The 19487-nt window shown below is 39.4% G+C and carries 20 protein-coding genes and 1 pseudogene; 8 read left to right on the forward strand and 13 right to left on the reverse strand.

Features of this window, described 5'->3' with window-relative positions; genetic code table 11:
• Nucleotides 1–1623: 1623 nt before the first annotated feature.
• From cspE to PPIS_RS20585, 4 genes are all read left to right on the forward strand, one after another.
• Nucleotides 1624–1836, forward strand: coding sequence for a transcription antiterminator/RNA stability regulator CspE (cspE, locus tag PPIS_RS20570; protein ID WP_010375758.1), 213 nt, complete (start codon nt 1624–1626; stop codon nt 1834–1836).
• 187 nt (nt 1837–2023) lie between these two features.
• Entirely contained in the window at nt 2024–2161 is a 138-nt protein-coding gene (locus PPIS_RS25205; protein WP_019647480.1) for a hypothetical protein, read from the forward strand.
• 18 nt (nt 2162–2179) lie between these two features.
• Nucleotides 2180–2383: a hypothetical protein gene (locus PPIS_RS20575; protein ID WP_010375761.1), complete on the forward strand. Its 204-nt coding sequence runs from the start codon at nt 2180–2182 to the stop codon at nt 2381–2383.
• A 655-nt stretch (nt 2384–3038) separates the two neighbouring features.
• A complete protein-coding gene (locus PPIS_RS20585) occupies nt 3039–3932 on the forward strand; it encodes an alpha/beta hydrolase family protein (protein WP_010375763.1) in 894 nt (297 codons plus the stop codon).
• A gap of 211 nt (nt 3933–4143) precedes the next feature.
• Here the strand turns inward: PPIS_RS20585 and PPIS_RS20590 are convergent.
• From PPIS_RS20590 to PPIS_RS20600, 4 genes and pseudogenes are all read right to left on the reverse strand, one after another.
• Nucleotides 4144–4455, reverse strand: a pseudogene (locus PPIS_RS20590) (cupin domain-containing protein).
• A gap of 119 nt (nt 4456–4574) precedes the next feature.
• Nucleotides 4575–5171 carry a hypothetical protein gene (locus tag PPIS_RS20595; RefSeq protein WP_010375768.1) on the reverse strand — a complete coding sequence of 199 codons (597 nt, stop codon included), beginning with the start codon at nt 5169–5171 and terminating at the stop codon, nt 4575–4577.
• 300 nt (nt 5172–5471) lie between these two features.
• On the reverse strand, nt 5472–5636 hold the full coding sequence (locus tag PPIS_RS25210; RefSeq protein ID WP_019647477.1) for a hypothetical protein: 165 nt from the start codon (nt 5634–5636) through the stop codon (nt 5472–5474).
• A 12-nt stretch (nt 5637–5648) separates the two neighbouring features.
• Nucleotides 5649–5996 (reverse strand): helix-turn-helix domain-containing protein, encoded by a 348-nt coding sequence (locus PPIS_RS20600; RefSeq protein ID WP_010375769.1) that lies wholly within the window; start codon nt 5994–5996, stop codon nt 5649–5651.
• Between the two features lie 432 nt (nt 5997–6428).
• Here PPIS_RS20600 and PPIS_RS25655 point away from each other — a divergent pair, with 432 nt between their 5' ends.
• Nucleotides 6429–6554, forward strand: a complete 126-nt coding sequence (locus PPIS_RS25655) for a hypothetical protein (RefSeq protein ID WP_276324808.1) — start codon at nt 6429–6431, stop codon at nt 6552–6554.
• A 55-nt stretch (nt 6555–6609) separates the two neighbouring features.
• On the opposite strand, the gene PPIS_RS20610 is transcribed toward PPIS_RS25655, so the two are convergent.
• The 9 genes from PPIS_RS20610 to PPIS_RS20650 form a co-directional block, all read right to left on the reverse strand.
• Nucleotides 6610–7170 (reverse strand): hypothetical protein, encoded by a 561-nt coding sequence (locus PPIS_RS20610; protein ID WP_010375773.1) that lies wholly within the window; start codon nt 7168–7170, stop codon nt 6610–6612.
• Between the two features lie 7 nt (nt 7171–7177).
• On the reverse strand, nt 7178–7738 hold the full coding sequence (locus PPIS_RS20615; RefSeq protein ID WP_019647476.1) for a hypothetical protein: 561 nt from the start codon (nt 7736–7738) through the stop codon (nt 7178–7180).
• A gap of 124 nt (nt 7739–7862) precedes the next feature.
• Nucleotides 7863–8411, reverse strand: a complete 549-nt coding sequence (locus tag PPIS_RS20620; RefSeq protein ID WP_081629155.1) for an HNH endonuclease — start codon at nt 8409–8411, stop codon at nt 7863–7865.
• Nucleotides 8359–9539 (reverse strand): IS3 family transposase gene (locus PPIS_RS20625; protein WP_096040897.1). Its coding sequence is split into 2 segments (ribosomal slippage): nt 8359–9281 and nt 9281–9539, totalling 1182 coding nucleotides; the frame shifts between segments, so codons are not numbered across the junction. Before PPIS_RS20625 ends, PPIS_RS20620 begins: the two co-directional genes overlap by 53 nt.
• Nucleotides 9540–9610: 71 nt before the next feature.
• Nucleotides 9611–10270: a hypothetical protein gene (locus PPIS_RS20630; RefSeq protein ID WP_010370283.1), complete on the reverse strand. Its 660-nt coding sequence runs from the start codon at nt 10268–10270 to the stop codon at nt 9611–9613.
• Entirely contained in the window at nt 10270–10974 is a 705-nt protein-coding gene (locus PPIS_RS20635; protein ID WP_010370280.1) for an OmpA family protein, read from the reverse strand. Before PPIS_RS20635 ends, PPIS_RS20630 begins: the two co-directional genes overlap by 1 nt.
• A complete protein-coding gene (locus tag PPIS_RS20640) occupies nt 10974–12740 on the reverse strand; it encodes a MotA/TolQ/ExbB proton channel family protein (protein ID WP_010370277.1) in 1767 nt (588 codons plus the stop codon). The genes PPIS_RS20635 and PPIS_RS20640 overlap by 1 nt, the downstream gene beginning before the upstream one ends.
• Before the next feature lie 153 nt (nt 12741–12893).
• Complete coding sequence (locus PPIS_RS20645) at nt 12894–13262, reverse strand: VOC family protein (RefSeq protein WP_010370275.1); 369 nt, start codon at nt 13260–13262, stop codon at nt 12894–12896.
• Nucleotides 13263–13554: 292 nt separating this feature from the next.
• Nucleotides 13555–15375 (reverse strand): hypothetical protein, encoded by a 1821-nt coding sequence (locus PPIS_RS20650; protein ID WP_010370272.1) that lies wholly within the window; start codon nt 15373–15375, stop codon nt 13555–13557.
• A gap of 244 nt (nt 15376–15619) precedes the next feature.
• On the opposite strand from PPIS_RS20650, the gene PPIS_RS20655 reads away from it, so the two are divergent.
• Genes PPIS_RS20655 through PPIS_RS20665 form a run of 3 tightly spaced genes read left to right on the forward strand, consistent with a single transcriptional unit; the run spans nt 15620 to nt 19470 of the window.
• Nucleotides 15620–17026 carry a TackOD1 domain-containing metal-binding protein gene (locus tag PPIS_RS20655; protein ID WP_010370269.1) on the forward strand — a complete coding sequence of 469 codons (1407 nt, stop codon included), beginning with the start codon at nt 15620–15622 and terminating at the stop codon, nt 17024–17026.
• A gap of 29 nt (nt 17027–17055) precedes the next feature.
• Nucleotides 17056–18351 carry a glycosyltransferase family 2 protein gene (locus PPIS_RS20660; RefSeq protein WP_249031269.1) on the forward strand — a complete coding sequence of 432 codons (1296 nt, stop codon included), beginning with the start codon at nt 17056–17058 and terminating at the stop codon, nt 18349–18351.
• 30 nt (nt 18352–18381) lie between these two features.
• On the forward strand, nt 18382–19470 hold the full coding sequence (locus PPIS_RS20665; RefSeq protein WP_010370265.1) for an HlyD family secretion protein: 1089 nt from the start codon (nt 18382–18384) through the stop codon (nt 19468–19470).
• Nucleotides 19471–19487 lie beyond the last annotated feature (17 nt).

Here is a 19487-nt window from a genome sequence, read left to right on the forward strand (position 1 = left end):
ACGTCGCCCCAGCATCACACTCAATCCTCAAACCCTAAGCCGATATAGTGCAACCGTCTTGTAAGGCACGTCCTTGTGCCTGACAAGACTTGGCCGACATCCTGTCGGCACATTGCATATCAGCTTATGCTTTTCGGGTGTGATAGAGGGGAAATCGCGCTGTCTGTTAGTTCTGGTTTTATCTCCTGAAGCAGCTAAGTCGCTTACAAGCACCACAAGAATTTATCAGCGCCTTGTGTCTCCCTCATCACACCCGAAAGTAAAGTGCCAATGAGTCATTTCAACGCATGGATGCGTGAAAAGCGGTGACAGGGCCAAGGATGGCCCTTACACCGCGGTGACGTTCATATTGGCGATTTGCTTGAGGAGTCAGTGTGATGTCGGGAGTGCCCTTTCTTTTGCATACTTGTTCTTTGGGCATCAAAGAAAAGTATGTCGTAGCCCATGGATGGGCGTCGAAACCAGTCAGGAGGACGGGCTGACTTAACTCATCGTCTCGAGTCTTTTGGAAAAATCACCTTCCATGGTACGTATCAAAGCGCATCCATACGCTCCTCGTTCATTCTTTTTAAACGACGAAAAAGAACGAACCAAGAAAACGTCGCCCCAGCATCACACTTAATCCTCAAATCCTAAGCCGATATAGTGCAACCGTCTTGTATGGCACGTCCATGATGCCAGGCAAGACTTGGCCGACATCCTGTCGGCACATTGCATATCGGCTTATGCTTTTCGGGTGTGATGGAGGGGGGAATAAGTTGCTTGTGAGATTTTCTACGCTTTTTACGATGAAGCTGTTTGCAAAGGTTACAAAAACTATCAGCGTAGCCTCCTAACTCACAGTCTAAATAGTTTTGTGGGAGACGGTTCACCCGCCGAGTAGTTATGTTTTTCGGGTGTGGTAAAGGGGATTAGTATTGACTGCGAGTTCTAGTTTTTCTCTTAAAAGTAGCAAATTTGCCTGCAAGCACCAAACAAAACTATCAGCACCTTGTGTCTCCCTCATCACACCCGAAAGTAAGTTGCCAATGAGTCATTTCAACGCATGGATGCGTGAAAAGCTGTGTAAGGGCCAAGGATGGCCCTTACACAGCGGTGACGTTCATATTGGCGATTTACTTGAGGAGTCAGCGTGATGCTGGGAGTGCCCTTTCTTTTGCTAACTTTTCTTTGGGGATCAAAGAAAAGTAAGTCGTAACCCATGGAGGGGCGTCGAAACCTGTCAGGAGGACGGACTGACTTTACGATAAATTTCGAGCTATCAGCCGTTATCAAAATAAACCTCCGTGTTTAATATCGTCTAACCAGCTGTGACTTTAAAGAAGAGAAACGCTCAGGGCGGATGATCCAGTATTTGAGTGAGGTGTAAGCACCTATAGCCGAGGGTGTAATGCTAAAGGTTTTGCTGTTGATTTTGTTGAATAAATAAAATAAAAAAGAAACTTATATCTATTAGTTATATTTCGTGTATAGTGGGCGACTCAATAAGTTACCTATTAATGTAACATTTAGTTCAAGTTCTTCTCAGTTTCCTTTCGAACCAGTTCGTCATATATGCTCTGCGATATCTTTTCCTTTATTACATACTTAGTAACTAATATTTTTTAATATATCGAGGTATATATGTCTAATAAGATTTTAGGTTCAGTAAAATGGTTTAATGAGTTAAAAGGTTTTGGCTTTATTACACCTGAAAATGGTAGTCCAGATGTTTTTGTTCACTTTAAATCAATTGTAAGCGAAGGCTTTAAGACACTGAATGAAGGTCAAAAAGTGGCTTTTGATGTTGAGCAAGGGGCTAAAGGTCCAAATGCTGCTAACGTTACTTTGGTATAAGTAGCGAATAGACTGGAGAGGACTTCCAGTCAATATCCATCTCTCAAAGTAAAAGTCCATTTCAATATTAACACCATAATTTCATAAAACTCCATTTAATTGATGTGCGTTTTTTTAACTCACATTGATAGGGAGTTTTATGCGTTTTTCGTTCATATTATTTTGTTTTGAGAGGTAGGATTTTAAATTGAAAAAACAGTCGAAAAAAAAGAGTGGCGAAGATGCGGCTCTTGATAAAAGTAAGTCAAATAATATTCACGTTGTAAGAAGAAAAATCGAAGATATTCTGTCTGAACGAGAGCGAAAGAAATTATTGGGACTTTGATTTAAAGAGAAGTGAGTTATGGCTAGACCAAGAAGACAAAGTAGTAAAAAAACACGGAAAGAGGATTTTGAAGGTAAACTTGAACAAGTGGTAGGTGAATATCGTCAAGCAAAAGAAGTGCTTGATGCTCTTACGGAAGATTCGGTCGAATATAGCGAGCAAAAAGATAAGTGTGACAAGCTCTTTGCGCGTGCTGAACGTTTCATCAATAGACAGTCTTAAGACTCATAAACTTCAACATTAAAGCAAATGACAAGGCATGTATCTGCCTTTAATCCCGCTTTAAATTTGCTTACCTGAGTTGCAAAGTTCAAGGAATGAACCAAAAGCTAATATAGCAAAATTAGCGTTTATCTTAACTAATTCATCTGAACAAACCCTACATTAGTTCGCTCATTTAAACCAATTTTTTGTTTGTATAAATAAAGGTAGTGGATCATAGCTACACTAGTTTTTTATACACTACCCTCTGACTCTATGACCAAAATTCTCGCCTCGCCACGAGGATGCGCAATATGCTCAGTGCCAATTGATGCATAAAAAAATATGACCTGTGTGCAATAGGGCAAGCTAGTGGTGGGTGTCAGCGATTTCGTCTTGCTACAAAATCCGTTAATATAAATGAACTAAGGGCCCGATTTGAGCAGGAACGGGCATTCAAAATATCCCTTCGTGTAGTTCACTTAGGCATGGGCTTACATTTTCAAAAAACGACCAATTTCAGACGGGTTTTCAATAGATGGTCAGTATAACTAATTAGTGGTCATAGAGTACTCTAGTCGAAAATGAGAATATTAAAGAACTGAAATCATTGGTTTTTATGTTGGCGCAAACCTTGCTGTCTCAAGGTTTCTTTAATTTCATAATGGATTAAAAAATGAGAAACCTCGGATATTTTTTGTTTTTACTAATTTTTGCGTCAGGTTGTACTACAAACAATAGAGACCAAAGTCACACTCTCAACGAAGAAAAACGCCAACCAAATGACGTTACTATTGTAGAAGAGGTCGTTTTTGAAAGCGAAGGTGTAAAATTATCAGGGAGCATGTATATACCTAAAGATGCGCGAGCTGCAGTAGTATTAGTGCACGGCTCTGATCCTGTCCCACGAATGACTAAGTTAGCACAGTCACTGGCTAAGAGAGACTTACTAGTTTTGACGTACGACAAGCGTGGGGTTGGTGAATCTGGTGGTGTTTACGTAGGGCCTCAGGTGGGAACCAATAATATAAGTGTTGATAATTTAACTTTGCTTGCGAAAGATGCAAGTGGCGCGGTAGATGTGGTTCATGGCTATGACAAAGAGTTATCGATTGGACTTATTGGCGCGAGTCAGGCTGGCTGGATTATTCCAATTGCCGCACTCAATAATCAATCAGTAGAGTTTATGGTTCTCTTTAGTAGCCCTACAATCACAACTCTGGAACAACTTAGGTTTCAGTTTTATACCAATGGTAGAGAAGACTTTTGGGAAACTCATACTGATGAAGAATCGCGTGAACATACGTTAAATGATCCTGACAGATATGATTTTAAAGCAACGGACCCGAAAATTTCTTTGAATTCTTTATCGATACCTGGGCTCTGGCTCTTCGGAGAGCAGGACATACAGGTCCCAGTCAAAATGTGTATCGAGCAACTGAATAGAATGAAAGCTAAAGGCAAACCTTTTGAATATGTATTATTTCCATTGCTAGGCCACAATACTAATAAAGCCGAGCCTCTAGATATTGCGATACAGTGGATAAAGCAAAATAATTTTTCCCATTAATTCGCAATTGTTGTTTTGCTGATGTATATCAAATAGAAGAGCGCAGTTAACTAATGGCTCAAATGTGACGAAGCGGCTATGCCTAGCGTCATTGAGATCTCTTGCTGCTAGGTCGACTTTATGAGCACCCTAAATGAATCTCCGCTTCTGACAGTTCAAGTTTAGACTTGTCCAGTTTAACGGATATCGATGTTTAACACCGGCCCAAACCTTATACGCTACCTTCTGATTCTATGACCAAAATTCTCGCCTCGCCACGAGGATGGGCAACATGCTCAGTGCCAATTGACGCATAAAAAATATCACCAGTTTGCAATAGGGCTGATTACTCAACGCCATTCTCTTTGTAAAACATGTCAACCTCGCCATCTAACACGACAAAGACTTCTTCACCGTCATTAACATGCCACTTATAAGGCTGATCAGTCCAATGCAGGCGGGTTGTAATACCATTCATATTGGCGATGTCTTTTGCGCCCCAAGCGCGTTGTGCTGTGAATGTTTTGCTTCTAATTATTTCCATGATGCTTCCAGCTAACTAAATGGTCTAAACCCATAATGACTCCCGTGCTGCGTTTAGTAGAGTAATGAGTCCTAGGTGGGAGCCATTACTCTACTGTTTTTATATCGTGAGTGAGACACTTAATCTAAGCGTTTTTTGGCGTTACTTGTCTCTTCCATTGCTCGCATTTTCCTAATGGCCCAGCCATCAATGGTCATAATAAATAAGATTAGTATTAGCAAATATGTAAGGGCTGTTACTATTAAAGGATATGAGTCGTACAGTAAACGAATTGGAATAGCCAAGCTTTCTGAGAGGCCTATCAATTCTGGATGCCTAAGAATATGTTCACCAATCATTCCAAGGCAGAGTATGGCGACAAAGCCATAAATATACGAGATCGCAATTTGTTCTTTGGCTGTATTATTGTTATTGAAAACTGTGAATGAAAGCGAGGTGACTTTTTGTACCCAACTAACTATAGATAATCGATATGTAATTAGTAAAACGGGAAGCAAATTCAGTATAAAAAGTGCAAATTGAAATGTAATGACGTCCCAAGGCAAAAAAGGTCTTATAATTAGGTCTGCCAGCTTAGTTGAAAACATCACTAGTACCAGATAGACTCGATGACCGTCTTTACGATTGGCTACAATAACTGCAATAAGAAGTGTGAAAAACACTATTTCAGTGATAGCGAGCCTTGGACTATCAAAAATATTCAATACATATTCCATGTTCACGCTCTACGTTGAGATTGAGCTTCTGGACTTTCTGTCTTGGTGGCATTTGCCGATTGAGGATCCCCACCCTGAATTCCACCTCCATTGACTCCTGCTGATACATTTTTACATTGTTTTTTAGTCAATTTTGTAAAGTTTCTCATTGTTTTAATCTCTCCAAGGTGAGCGTGTGAGTTGATAATTATAGAGTAGTATTATTTGTATCATCATAAGGAACACCACCTTTTACTCCACCACCGGCAACTCCACCTGAGATTTGTTTACATTGTTGGGTCGTTAATTTTGTGTAATGATTCATTGCTTAAACCTCTCCATGGTAAGGATGTTGACTGATGACTGTGGGATTGAACTCTTTGCGATATTATAAGGGTCACCGCCGACATCACCACCTCCTCCTACACCACCGGAAATTTGCTTACATTGCCATGCTTTTAAATTTTCTTGTTGGTTTTTACGCATGCAGTTCATCGCTTAGCGGTCTCCATCGTCTAGCTTATCTAAAAATTGTTGGCGTTCCTCTTTCGAAACCGAACTGAGTAACGATTTTAAGTATCGCACAGTAGCTGGGTTTAGTAACAGTACTCTAGCAGGGTTTTGTTTTACTTTATGTTTTTTAGCCAAATACTTGTTTACACACTCCTCATAAGCACCATGAGAAGGTTTGCAATATTCGTTTTCCCAATTACTGATTGTTTGGTGAGAGACACCCATATTTAAGAATTTAGCAAAACCTCGAAGACTAAGGCCGAGAGATAAACGCATGTAGAGAATATTTTCACCACTGAACTTAGAGCCAATTAAGCTAAGATCTTCGATCATTTTCGTCTTGCCTTTTTCCTGCTATGTCATCGTCCTTGCCAAATTTATGAATGGGTGAATATGTATAATTGTGAAATTTATGTTTCTTACTGTCAATGTTTTATTTTTAACTGTAACCACTATGAATCGTCAAACACATTGGACAAAAGCTCATATATTCTCTTACTTCTAGAGCATGTGATAATTATTAGTGCAGGTGAGTACAAAATGCGTTCAAGTATTCATAAGACTATTTATTCACACTTTTTTAATTTTTAAGATGGTGAGCGATGAAGGAACAAACTCAGAAAGTAAAACCAAAAGAGTCATACTTTAAGTTGCTGTACATCATGCTAAGCGGGCAATGCAATTACTTTAGTCTTGAGCGAAAACATGCAAATCTTCACTGCCCTTTATGTGCACTTCGAAGAGGTCATACTCGAGGGCACAATAATGATTAATCAAAGTCAACCAACAGAAAGACTGGAAAAAGTAGTAAAGCCCAAAGCGGCGCAAAAACAGCACTATCCAAGCAAAGTATTATGGGATAAGCGAATATGGCAAACTTACCTCTGTTAAAAGTTGAACTCGCAAGTAGAACGTGTTTATATTTTCGGCTTAGCGGTGAATAAGTTTACTTATTAGATGTTTCCTTTATTAGTGCGCAGACCCTATCCATGTATTTGTTCGCAGAAACTCTGAATCCTTCTAATTTATCGTTCAAAGCATCATAATCGGACCGATTTAATGTGTTTTTAATATGTTTTGAGCTAAATAGGGTTATTTGTTTCACCAACTCATCGATTTTATCTGAGATGTCAGTGTCTATCTCACTAGCATATATCGAAGTGAGAGACTTGATTCTGCTTTGTAAAACAAATGCTTCTTGCCCCATGTTTTGATAGCCGGTATATTCTCTTACATGTTCGACAGTTGCACCTTGCTTTACCATTTCAATGATATTCAAGTGTTTAATATAGAGTCGAAGATACATTTCCATTAAGGCATTATGAAGCTCTTCAAGCTTTTCAACAGACTTTTCACGTTTACGTATTTCAGCTTCAAAGTCAGATTTAAATTTAGCAAGTGTTTTCTCAAAGGAAACTTCTACGAGTAATTTGGCGATGAAAGCACTTATTGCAATTAGGACTGAGCTACCCCCTAATATTTTTATCCATTCGTAAACTTGTTCCATACTCCTCCTAACCTTTCAATTTTATTGGAAACTGCACATGGTGAACAATTAAAGTAAAGCCGTTGTTTTGGCGCATCGGTTTTATTTCATATTGTCCCTTAATTTCAAAGTTGTAGTGCCAGCGACCAACTATTTCGTTATAAACCCCAGTACTAATTACTGAAGGTAAACGACTAATTACACCTTGTTTGACTAATTGAATACAAAACCCTTCATCAGCCTCGCGAGACTCAACAATACGTTCAACTTTTGCCAAGTCAGCAAGCATATCTATACAACTTTCCCGGCCCGCACCCTTAAAGTATTTCAGCTCAATTACTGCCTTTTTTAACCTTGTCTGAATGTGTAAATCTACTCTACTTTTTCTATTTTTAGCTGAACGACCCCGCATGCGATACGATTGAAAGTCGCTTTTTAATGTGTGTTCAAAGCGAACGATAGCTTTTGGCATTGCTTTATAAAGCTCACCAAACAACACTGATTGGAGGTCAACCTCACGTTCAATAGGGTAGGAGTTGTCAATTCTTACCATTGCATACTTCAGTGCCCTAATAATTATATCTTTCACGATTACTCCGAAGGCACTAGCCTCAATTAGATCTGATTCATTCTATATTTTCTAACGAGTTGAGCTAACTTCTAATAAAAACTTTGACTTGCAACGACTAAAACTATAGTAGTTGTTATCTGTTTTAACGTACCATACGTTGCATTTTCGTGAAGTTGTCAAGGCATTCGCTCGCTAAGAAAACATTCCAACCTTGAGCTCTTAAAGGGGAGAGTTGTTCCTTTTCGATGACTATTGCAAACTTTCTTCTTGGCCAAGCTAAATCGATAGAAACGAAATCATCACCGTTTCTGACACCGATCCCCAGCTCGGGGGTTGGCAAATTGTACTTTTTACATTTTAACAGTAACCCTTCAAGCGCAGAATCTGCGTATTGAAGTACGTCAGAGTATTCGCTGCAGTCAAATTTATGTTGTTCACGTCTTAGTTGATTGATAATCAGTTGGTCGTTGTGAGTGACATGCATATGCTCATGCTTAGGTTGCTTTTTATGGCAGTCCAAGCAAAGTGCGCGTAAGTTACTTATAGAGTTATCTGTTTTTACACCATTGATGTGATGGGTATGTAAAAGTCGTTTATATTGACTAAGCTCAACCCCGCACTGCTCACAAGTGTAGTGGTCAACTAATTTTGGCCACAGTTTTAGAATCTTGGTATCTAACCTCAGATTCATTTGGCGCTAAACCAGCATTATAATGATGAGGCCTAACGTTGTTATAATATCCGTTGATATAATCACTCACACCATATTTAGCATCTTTAAAGTTTTCGTATCCAACCTTTGGCATCCACTCCGTTTTAAAGCTTCTAAAAAATCGCTCCATTGGCGCATTATCCCAACAATTTCCGCGCCTGCTCATACTTTGTGTAATTTTATAGCGCCATAAACGTTGGCGGTACTTCAAGCTTGTATAATGGCTTCCTTGGTCTGAGTGAAACATCAATCCACTTGGTTTACCTCTGCTTTCATACGCGAGTTCAAGCGCTTTTAGCGTTAAGCTAGTATCTGGCGACAACGACATTGCCCAACCAACGACTTTACGTGCAAATAAATCAACAACGACCGCTAAATAGGCCCAGCGATTGCCTGTCCAAATATACGTCACATCACCGCACCACACCGTATTCGGCTCAACAACATCAAACTGCCTGTCTAGCAAATTTGGGATTTCAAGATGCTCATTACCACCCCTTTTATATTGATGTTGTGGTACTTGGCAGCTCTCTAGTTTTAGTTTAACCATTAGCTTAGCGGCGCGATAACGGCTTAATTCAAAATCGTTATTCGTTGCGATTGCTGCGATTGTCCGTGCCCCAGCTGAACCGCCGCTCATTGCATGTATGGCTTTAACTTCAGCTTCTAGCCTTATTTGCTCTGGTGTAGGCGTTGTATCCCGTATGGCCCAATATTTATAGCTGCTGCGATGCACATTGAATACGCTACACAACACGCTAATTGGGTAACGCTCTCGTTGATTTAATTTCTCAATTAACGAGAATTGTTCAGGGAGTCGGACATCAAGAGAGCGGTAGCCTTTTTTAATATATCCTTTTCTAATTCAATGCGTTGGATTTGCTTTTTAAGTTCGCGGATTTCAATTTGTTCAGGTGTCATTGGTGACGCTGTGGGGGTCTGGCCATTCCGCTCTTGCTTCAATTGAGTTACCCACTTACTTACAGTTGATTTACCAACCCCCATAGCCTTAGCTGCATCTTCTTGTGTGTAGCCTTGGTCAACTACAAGTTGAGCTGTTTCTAATTTGATTGCCGCAGAATAGGTTGCGCGTTTTAATTTCGTCATTTTTTCACCCAAATTTGTATGCAAATAGCATAACATTTCTTTCTTAATGGGTGGCCAAATTAACTATGCCACTACAAAGTATAGTTTTGCGTTTGTCTATATTGGCTTGATACTTGTTCCCAATCTTTGGTGTAACTACCAATTGACTTGTTTTGATTCGGGTAGTGTTTAAAGTAAGAGCTATAAGTTTCAAAGAATTCAGCTAAGTTAAATTCTTGGTATATTCTAGACTTCTTAATATGACTGTGATCAGCATATCCTTTATAATTTAGGATTCTTAAGCAGTTTTTGCAGACGCCTAATTTAGCTTTACCCTCAATAACATCCCCCCGATAATGATGATGACCCATTACAGGGTAGCTTCCACTAATATCATTGGTAACGTAATACCTTTCAAATCGGCCCTGATTACGCATATTTTCTAATGTTTTGCATTCAGCAACATGTAAGCGCTTAGCACCATCAATTTTGCCGTCTTTAATTACTTCTTCGATTTGGCTGCCTTGCTCTGGAATGTAGAGCATTATTTGCCGCCCTTTATAAGACAGAAGGTTATTGGTGTTATCAATTTCAGAGAGTTGTAGATCTTCTCCTAGCACTAGGCCTATACCTAACCCATTGTCTATTGGATTTATTTTCCCGAGGGGGGAGTCGAGTTTAATATGCTTATTTGGGGCCCCCATTTTTAAAGTGGCAGTTTGCAGAGTACTAAAATCAATTTCAATCTTCATTACTCTTGTGCCTCTAGAATACGTTTTATTTGTATATGTGCGTTTGTTATCGCTCGAAAACTAACACGTCTTGATTTTTCATAGTCTTCAGTGCCTTGCTCTGTCAAAACTAAACGTGAAGAAGAAAAGCCAACCGCAGCAATATTGCGCTTTATCCAAGGAGTTTCTTCAGGCACGAGCGTATACAAATATGAGAGCACCGAGCGTGTTCGACCTTGGGAAAGTTTCATATTCTTAAAGTAGGCTTCTTCATCAGTGCTATCTTTGTTCCATTCACTGCTAGTGTGGCCTTCAATGCGGACTTCATCTATTGAGCTTCTAAATGGCTTTAGGACTTTTAAATAACGCGGAAAAAAATCATCGAGAATTATCGCAAAAGCTGGTTTAATATCTATATCACCGTTATCAAAGAGCACATCAGGTGACTTAAAGTTGAAAGCCAATGTTTCTTTATCTATCTCAGCTCCCCAAGTGTCTAAATCTTTATCAAACTCACTCATTAAAGACTCGTAAATAGCAACTTGATTTTCCTGAAAAGCAACAGCCACATTTTTGATTTTTTCATTTTCTTTCATGGTGTGACGCATAAATACTATGGCGATAAACAAAAACACCATCATGAGTCCAGCCATCAGATCAGAAATTGATAACCAATGCTCTCCACCTTCTTCAGAACGCTTACGTTTTCCAAAAATATCTTCCATTAAGCTGTTGCTCCTTGCTCAACAACTCTCCTCATTTGCTGAGTTAATACTTGGTAATCTTCGGCAAATTTATTTGAAATTTGACCTAAAGAGTTAGCCATAAGCTGTAATGCGCGAGTTAACTCTTCTTGCATGGATTGGTCAATCATTCTCAACTGATGTTCAACTGTCTCATGCGTTTTTTCTAATTGTTGCTTCGCTGATTCTTCAATAGCTACAAAAGTTCGTTGAGTTTGCTGCATTTGCTCTTGAGCAGCTTGCTCAATTACGCGTTTAATTTGCTCTCTCACTTCAGAGTTTGTTGATAAGAAGGTATCTCTAGCTTGTTTTGTATCTTGAGCAAGCTCACTATTTGCATCTTTAAAAGTGGTGCTCATCGTACGCGTTTCTACGACAACTTTTTCAATAAGATCTCTCATGTTATTGTTGAGATCTGAAACAGCATCAGAGATGTGCAGCTTCATTTTATCGCTACCATCGGCAAGGTAATCGGAACTGCTTTGCAAACTCTCATTTGTTCTTGAGGCATTATTAGTAAATTCAGTACTCGCTAAATCTAACGCTTTACCCATATTTTCAGAGCTACTTATTAACTTAGTACCGACGGCATCAATACCTCGCTCTGTAGAGTTCACAAATTTATCTAACAGTGCTTCTGAACTAGCAATATGTTTGTTTATATATTCATCTGAATGGGTTAATAGGGAGGTGTAATGAGTACTTGCAGCATTAACAGCTGCACCTATATCCTGAACTGTTTTTTCAACCTGCTGCTGAATCTGTGGGACGGCCTCGATAGCCTTGTTACGCATTTGTTCGAATGCTTCCAAATGCCTTTCTAATTCAGCTAATTGATGCTGGTTAACTTCCATAACTTCGGTCAAAGTGTCCATCGACTGAGGGATTGATTTTGCATGCTCATTAATGCTTGCAACTGAGCCTTCAGTTTTTACGATAGCTTCAACACCGTGATTGTATTGAGCTTTCATTTCTTCTAGTTGAACTCGATAGTTTTCTTGCCACTCTACAAGCTTAAAAACAGCCTCGTTCAGTTGTTTAAAGTTATCTCCAAATTGCTCGGTAATTTTTTGATTAAAGTCAGCAATCACATTGTTTAGAGCTGCAATTATTTCCTCCGTCGCAGATTTGGAAAGAGTGTCAGCAAAGTCTTGTAATTTTATCCATAACTTGTCTGCAAACTCTTGTTGTTTTAAAGTTTGCGCATCAAACTGATCTTTTTGAAGGTTAAAGGCTTGTTTAAAGTTATCGTTGCTGTCAGCGCGAATAATTTTTAATTGACCTAGCAATGTACTCTCGTCATTACCTACAAGCGAGTCTTTTAAATCACTAGTCGCTTTAGTCTGTTCTTTTATTGCCGACAATATTGCCTCAGGAGAGGCTTCAGAAATGCTAATTTCCTCTTTTTCAAAAAATAGAGTTGTTTGACATGTTTTAAACAAAATAGATAGAAATAAGCCCAGCAAGCTAGTTATGAACGCAGTTTTTAAACCAAATAATAAAGCCGAAATACTTAAGTCAATTTTAGTATGATCGAAATTAAATAGGCCAATCACTACACCAAGAAAGGTACCGAATATGCCTATGGTTGTTAATAGTGTGGGGGTGTAGTTAACAAACTCAATGTGCTTTTTGTTTTTGGCATGAAAAAGACTAGTGATACAAATTGCGATGAGAATAACACCAATCACCATCGTTATCATGCCAGAGTTAGATTCTACGAATGAGGTTTGTACTACAGGTTGCATATTAAGGTCCTTTTCCTGCTTCAATATAAAAAGAGCAACACTTAAAAATTTCGAGATGTTACTCTAAATTAACCTATTTGCATATTACAGTACATTACAGTTAACAAGAAGTTGTAAAGTTTGAAATCGAAGCGATATTAATGAATATCGTGTTCACTTTGGTGAGTGCAGCCCTAACCGATTGCCTTCTGTATCTAAAAATAACGCGAAGAAGCCGCTTTCGTCTGCATGTGGGGTTTTGGGGGTCAGTATTTTGCCACCGTTTTCTTCTACTTTTGATAGCACTCGTTGTAGGTCTTCACCTGCGTTTAAATACAGAGTGACGCCAGTGCTGGAAGGAGTGTAACCTTCACCTTGAACAATCACACCTACGGTAGATTGCCTTTCATAGGGAAATATCCCCATGTTCATTTCAGGTATATCAATGATTTCAATCGTTACAGTAAAAATGTTGCTGTAGAACTTTACGGCGCGCGTTAAGTCGGTTGCCGGAATTTCAAAAATTGATGCGAAGCTGTGCATGTTGTCATCCTTATTTTCTGTGTGTCGGCTAGCTATTGGTGACTAGGCTAGTGTTTACTGGGCTCGTTTAAGGCTCAACGAGTTCGACTTTAAGATAGTGCGGGGAGACAACAATTAATTGTAAAAAAGCGACACTATTGGTCTGATAAATCTCGAATAGCTCATAAATTTACGCGCTTTTTTCAACATTTTGACAGAGTAAAGGTGAATTCTGCAGCCTAAGAAAACCACCAGCCTATAAAGTTATTGCTACTCAAGCATATCCTCCTTGAGCAGCAATAATGGTTAGATCTTAATTTTCAGAAATGGTGATTTGGCTGTAGTTTACGTCATCGTTTACGGTCCAAGCTTTAAATGATAAATACTCAGCATCCTCAGAGACATTATCTTTGTATACTCGGTATGAGAAACGAACTTGCTCTACACCCTCCGGTAGATTTAAGACCTTAAAGTCTTTTAAATTAACTTTCAGCGTGTACTTCTCGTTATAATCTTTGTAAGAAACCGTCACTTGTATAGATCGGATATCAGTATCTTTTTTTGCAGTTCCGTTAACGAATTGAACGAAGAGATGCGTCTGTGAAGTCGTTGGGTTGTCAAAGAAAACCTTGCTTGTCACTATGTCTCCTTCAGCAGCTTGAGTGCAATAGCCCGGTACATTCTCAAGTTTAAAGATCCTTTTAATGATACATTCTTTTCCTGTGTCGTTTCTCTGCCCTTGATAACTTCTTGAGATAGTCTTGATATGAGAGACACGACTAGAGTTCATTGCAATAAATTCACTTAAATCAAGAGTGGCTCTGTAATAGTCTGTCTCAGCACGACTGAACCATGCTTGCAGTGTTAATTTTTCTCCTTGTTGTGCATTTGGCAATGATAAACCTTTAATCCATACACTTTGTGTGCCTTTAGGAATGGAGATGTCTGCAAGGTCTGACACATCTAAGATGTTAGGCCAAGTAGCTCCACCATCAAAGCTGATATATACAATCGATGTATATTGCTCTTTTGCATTTTTCAACTCATGTTGGAATTGGATGCTCAATTGTTCAGTGCCAAGACTTTCCTCTGTGAAATTGACTTTAAAGATAAATTCGTTGCTATACGGAACAGAAGTCGCTGTTACACTTTCAATACTCGTGAACTCTACTTTGGGGGCGACACTAATTACTTTCATGGAGCGGGGGGCTGAGAAATCAAGATAATCCCCATTTTTTGCAAGATTGTTCTCGAGCATATTATTACTGACGTCACCTGTGAATGTGGCTATGCGGTTATAAGACAAATTATCCCAGTCACTGAGTACGACACCTAATCCCTCTGGTGCGATAACTTCAACCTCATGTCGGTAAATATAGCTAGGCAGTGAATAACCTGAGGTTTCACCTGCTTGCAAGCAGTATAGCTCCCCCGTTTTTAAACTTTTAATACACGCTTGTTGTGGACTATCAACGTTAATTACAGACATGGATCGGGGAGTAGAAAAGTTAAGCATTTCGCCATTTCGAGCTTGTACATTCATTAACCGACCGTTTTTTGTATATCCTGTAAATGTTGCTAGTCGGTTATAAGATAAATTATCCCAGTCACTTAGCACCACACCTAGTCCTGGTGGCGCTATCACTTCTACTGCATGCCCGTAGATGTAGTTAGGTAGGCTATATCCTGATCTCTGTCCTGCTTCTAAGCAGAACTTATCGCCAGTATCTAGGCTACGGATACAAGCTTGGGGTTGGGATTGTGTACTTACAACCCTCATGGAGCGAGGGTGAGAGAAGTCTAACTCTTGACCATCTTTCGCTGTGACCCTTTGTAGTTGGGCATTGTTTGTGTATCCAGTAAATGTTGCGATGCGATTGTAAGATAAATTATCCCAGTCACTTAGCATTACCCCCAATCCTGGCGGAGCAATCACATCGACTTCATGGTTGTAAATGTAGTCGGGTAATGAATACCCTGAGCGTTCACCAGCTTTCAAACAATATGATTCTTGTGTCTGCCGACTAACAATGCAGGCACTGTCATCACTCATTGCTGCATGTGTAAGAGGAGGTAAAGCTAATATTGCTAAACCCACTAGCTGTAGTGTAACTACCTTATGTATGCTTACCATTTTTATAGCCTTAAATTATTAGTTAGTGTAAAGTTTGGGTGAATCGTCGTTCGTTTTTTATACTATTTCGTTTTTTTGAATTTTTATATAGTATTTTTGTATGTATGTTTTGTTAATAAAATTGCATATTAATGAGAAAGGATTAGTAATGGAACTGTAATAAACGCTGGAGTGGAGCTAAACGTTTAAAATTATTGCAATTGTCGGAATAAGAGTTTGTTCAACTCGTTGAAGTGAGGTTGAAATGTCGAGTTTTGATAGTGAAGTAAAAGGCTCAACGTATGTTTGGTTGGGTAATGGTTGTACGTCAGATAAAAGCTTTGACAACATTAAGTTTTCTGTTTTTTCCACTCTAGATGACTTAATGAAACGGATCGAGAGCAACGCCCAAATTGTGCTAATCGTTCTAGGTACGGATGTAGCTCAGCAGAGTCGGGTTTTAATGGCTCTGCGAAGTCATGAGTATTTATGGTGTAGTTATATATGCGTTACAAACCAATGTAAGTTGTCGGCTGTACTAGCTAATGGTGTTTGGAGTGCGCAATGTGTTCACGAGTATCAGCTATTTCTCCAGCGAAGCAATCGTTTAGCAATAGGTCATGAATCAATTGAATCAACGATGACGAAGCTGTTGGCCTACTTATGGATTTTTAAAGATGCAGAGGTGATGCCAAGCCATGATTCGGGCATTAAGAGTATTTATTCCTATCCCCTCCTAGAAAGCTTTGGCGTAGCGCCACAGGAGATCTTTACTTGGTTGTCAGGTATTCGAAGACGAAAGGTTATCGAACCAAAACAACTAATCGACCGAGTTCGCTTCTGCCGAAGTTGTCGGTCTGGTCATTTAAATTACGTTGATGCTTGTCCTAGCTGTCAGAGCATCGATATTGAGTTAGTCACAAGTTTACATTGCTTTAATTGCGGTCATGTAAATGAAGAGGCTAAATTTAAACATGGCGTAGGGTTAAGTTGCCCTAACTGTAGTACTCGGCTTCGTCATATTGGTGTTGATTACGACCGTCCCATTGAAAACCAAAAGTGCAATCAGTGTCATAGTAGCTTCGTTGATGCAGAAGTGATTGCTAACTGCTTTAGTTGTAATGAATGCAATAGTGTAGACGATTTAATTATTCAGAATATTCACAGCTTTGGTATATCTCAGGCAGGAAAAAGTCTAATAAAGTTGGGAGATCGCTTTAATAATGTTCACTTACCCGGGGCTGAAGCAGTTGACTATGCTCACTTTGAATGGCTCGTTAAGTGGCAAAATCAGTTGGGAATACGCCATCAACAACAGCACTCTATAGTCAGAGTAGAGCTGCGTAACTTACTCTCCTTCATAGAAAATTTTGGTGAACTGCGTGCTATACAGTTATTAGATGAATTTGAAAGTCGTATAAATGAAACGATTAGAACGACCGATATTTGCTGTTTAGCTGGTGAACATACGTTATTGCTGCTGTTACCGAATACAACGCTAAGCCAGTTGGATTCTATTTATACTAAATTAAAAGGGATCAGCGCATTGAAATCGGGTGGAGATATTGCCTTATCGATACGTGCCGTAGGTTTGCCCTCTGCTGTTTTTATGAGTGAAGTAGGCAATTGGCTTGACGATGCGTTTAATGAACATACTGGAGTAGAGCTATGAACCTGATTTCATTATTAGAGTATCTAACCATGCAAATTGTTGTTTGGGTGCAAAGTTACTTATCGTTGTTGGTTTTATTTATTCCACTTTACTTAGCCTACGAGCTCCCGCTTTTTATTCTCATTACCTTTGGAATTTGTAAATGGCTAAAATTAAAAAGCACTTATGAGTCTACTGCGAGCCACTATCTACCCAATGTAAGCTGCATTATTACTTGTTACAGCGAGGGAGAGGCCGTTAAACAAACCATTATTTCACTAATGGAACAAACCTACCCCGGGAAAATTGAAATTATTGCAGTAATTGATGGTGCTGTACAAAACAACCATACCTATGAGGCTGCCAAATATTGTAAGAGAGTATTTAATCGACCAAGTCGTAATATTGTTCTCTTACCTAAATGGCAAAGGGGAGGGCGAGTATCAACATTAAATGCTGGTTTGTCTTTTGCCACAGGTGAAATTATCGTCAATGTTGATGCTGATACCTCCTTTGACAATGATATGTTATCCCATTTGGTACGCTTATTTGAAAATCCAGATGTGCCAGCTGTCGGTGGGGCGCTACGAGTTCGAAATGTAGATAAATCTATGTGGACAAAAATGCAGGCGATAGAATACCTGGTCTCCATGCAAGGCGGAAAGACTGGATTAGCGCAATGTAACATGATCAACAATATATCTGGTGCTTTTGGGGCATTTCGACGCGATTTTTTGAAGCAAATCGGTGGTTGGGACACGCATACAGCAGAAGATTTAGATTTGACCGTTCGGATCAAACAATATTTTCGACGCTACCCAAATATGGAGGTGCCCTATGCAACTGCTTCAATCGCACATACCGATGCGCCAAGCACAGTAGGAGATTTGGTAAAACAACGCTTACGTTGGGATGGAGATTTACTATTTCTATATCTAAGAAAACACTGGCCAGCATTTACACCTAAATTACTTGGCTGGAAGAGTTTTATTTTTACACTTCTTTATGGCTACATTCAAAATGTTATTCTGCCATTCGTGATTTTAATTCACTCTGTCGCAGTGCTGCTCTTATTCCCGTGGCAATTTGCATTAGCGCTATTCATCGTAATCTATGGCTTATATCTATTCACCATCAGCTATTTCTACTTTCTGGTTTTAGTCAGTATTTCCGAGAGGCCCAAGCAAGACTTAAAACTCGCCTTTTGGCTCCCTCTATATCCAATATATGCATTTTTTATGAGAACAGTATGTTGTTTTGCTTTATTGAACGAACTCGTGCGACGCTCTCACGAAGAGACAAGTATGGCACCATGGTGGGTGCTTAAACGCGGCGAGAAGTTTTAAACCTTTGAACATATTTCAATAGGTATGCATATGAAACTTAAATTTAAAGGGTCGACTAAAGTTGATCACCCCACCCAAGAGCACGGTATGAAGATCCCTTATACAGGGCCAAAAAGAGTGTCTTATCAATTTAGATGGTATTTATTACTGGTTATTGCATTTAGCCCTGTGTGTATTCTTGCTTGGTTTTACCTTGTCCCTCAGTTCAAAGTTGAAGCTGTAGGTATAGTTACTAGCGAGCCTTTGGTGATCAGTGCCCCTAGCAGTGGCACAGTCGAGAAGGTAGAAGTGTTGCTGGGAGAATTAGTAAAACAAGATCAGAAGCTACTAGAGCTATATAATTTTGAATTATCTGGTCAATATCAAGAAGTGAATCGACAGCTGCTTTCATTAACTCAACAGAAAACGCCATTTACTGATGATATTCTAAGTCAACTAGAGACGAGAAAGGCTGTCGCAAAACATGGCGTGGAACGACAGCAAGATTTACTGGATAAATATAAAGAGTATCAAAAGCGTGGGGTTGTACCTGTATCTAACTTGGCTAGTGCTGTAGCAGCTCTAAATGCGGCTGAGCTTAATTTGGAGCAGACTAAGGTTGATATTTTACGAGAGAAAGAGCGGCAAGACATGGAAAGACTTTACGGCTTAAAAGGCCAGCGCTATCAACAATTAACAATCGAGTTTGCACGTTTGTCGGCATTAAACCAAAGTTTAACAGTTAATACACCGCTTGCAGGTAGGGTGAATGATGTATTTGTCCAAGAGGGTCAATATGTTGTGGTTAATGAGCCATTGTTCTCCGTTGTGACTGAAAAAACAGTAAAAGTACACGGGTATCTCGCACCTAAGTATTTAGAGTATTCAAAAATCGGGCAGAAAGCGGTCGTAAAATTGCCCAATGGTAAGCGGTTTGATGCGGTTATTAATGAATACACTGAGCTAACGAGCAAAATTCCATCGCAGTTATCAGGACCTTTTGAAGGCCAAAAGGCAGCATTAAAGCTGATATTAAAAGTAAGTTTACCCGCGGAATATCAAATTGAAGGGTTACCCGTTACGATACTGTTTGAAAGACAGGCGGTAAGCCGTATTTCGGACCTGTGGACAAAGGGATAAGCATAAGTATTGACCCA

The sequence above is a fragment of the Pseudoalteromonas piscicida genome (genome assembly GCF_000238315.3).
In the GTDB taxonomy this organism is placed as follows: Bacteria; Pseudomonadota; Gammaproteobacteria; order Enterobacterales; family Alteromonadaceae; genus Pseudoalteromonas; species Pseudoalteromonas piscicida.

Bases quoted from the DNA above. Each gene is read 5' to 3' on its own strand.
- PPIS_RS25655 (WP_276324808.1), top strand. From the start codon at position 6,429: ATGATTAATCAAAGTCAACCAACAGAAAGACTGGAAAAAGTAGTAAAG.
- PPIS_RS20645 (WP_010370275.1), bottom strand. From the start codon at position 13,262: ATGCACAGCTTCGCATCAATTTTTGAAATTCCGGCAACCGACTTAACG.
- PPIS_RS20660 (WP_249031269.1), top strand. From the start codon at position 17,056: ATGCAAATTGTTGTTTGGGTGCAAAGTTACTTATCGTTGTTGGTTTTA.
- PPIS_RS20665 (WP_010370265.1), top strand. From the start codon at position 18,382: ATGAAACTTAAATTTAAAGGGTCGACTAAAGTTGATCACCCCACCCAA.
- PPIS_RS20655 (WP_010370269.1), top strand. From the start codon at position 15,620: ATGTCGAGTTTTGATAGTGAAGTAAAAGGCTCAACGTATGTTTGGTTG.
- PPIS_RS20600 (WP_010375769.1), bottom strand. From the start codon at position 5,996: ATGATCGAAGATCTTAGCTTAATTGGCTCTAAGTTCAGTGGTGAAAAT.
- PPIS_RS20620 (WP_081629155.1), bottom strand. From the start codon at position 8,411: ATGAATCTGAGGTTAGATACCAAGATTCTAAAACTGTGGCCAAAATTA.
- PPIS_RS20640 (WP_010370277.1), bottom strand. From the start codon at position 12,740: ATGCAACCTGTAGTACAAACCTCATTCGTAGAATCTAACTCTGGCATG.
- PPIS_RS25210 (WP_019647477.1), bottom strand. From the start codon at position 5,636: ATGCGTAAAAACCAACAAGAAAATTTAAAAGCATGGCAATGTAAGCAA.
- PPIS_RS20610 (WP_010375773.1), bottom strand. From the start codon at position 7,170: ATGGAACAAGTTTACGAATGGATAAAAATATTAGGGGGTAGCTCAGTC.
- PPIS_RS20585 (WP_010375763.1), top strand. From the start codon at position 3,039: ATGAGAAACCTCGGATATTTTTTGTTTTTACTAATTTTTGCGTCAGGT.
- PPIS_RS20630 (WP_010370283.1), bottom strand. From the start codon at position 10,270: ATGAAGATTGAAATTGATTTTAGTACTCTGCAAACTGCCACTTTAAAA.
- PPIS_RS20595 (WP_010375768.1), bottom strand. From the start codon at position 5,171: ATGGAATATGTATTGAATATTTTTGATAGTCCAAGGCTCGCTATCACT.
- PPIS_RS20575 (WP_010375761.1), top strand. From the start codon at position 2,180: ATGGCTAGACCAAGAAGACAAAGTAGTAAAAAAACACGGAAAGAGGAT.
- cspE (WP_010375758.1), top strand. From the start codon at position 1,624: ATGTCTAATAAGATTTTAGGTTCAGTAAAATGGTTTAATGAGTTAAAA.
- PPIS_RS20650 (WP_010370272.1), bottom strand. From the start codon at position 15,375: ATGGTAAGCATACATAAGGTAGTTACACTACAGCTAGTGGGTTTAGCA.
- PPIS_RS20635 (WP_010370280.1), bottom strand. From the start codon at position 10,974: ATGGAAGATATTTTTGGAAAACGTAAGCGTTCTGAAGAAGGTGGAGAG.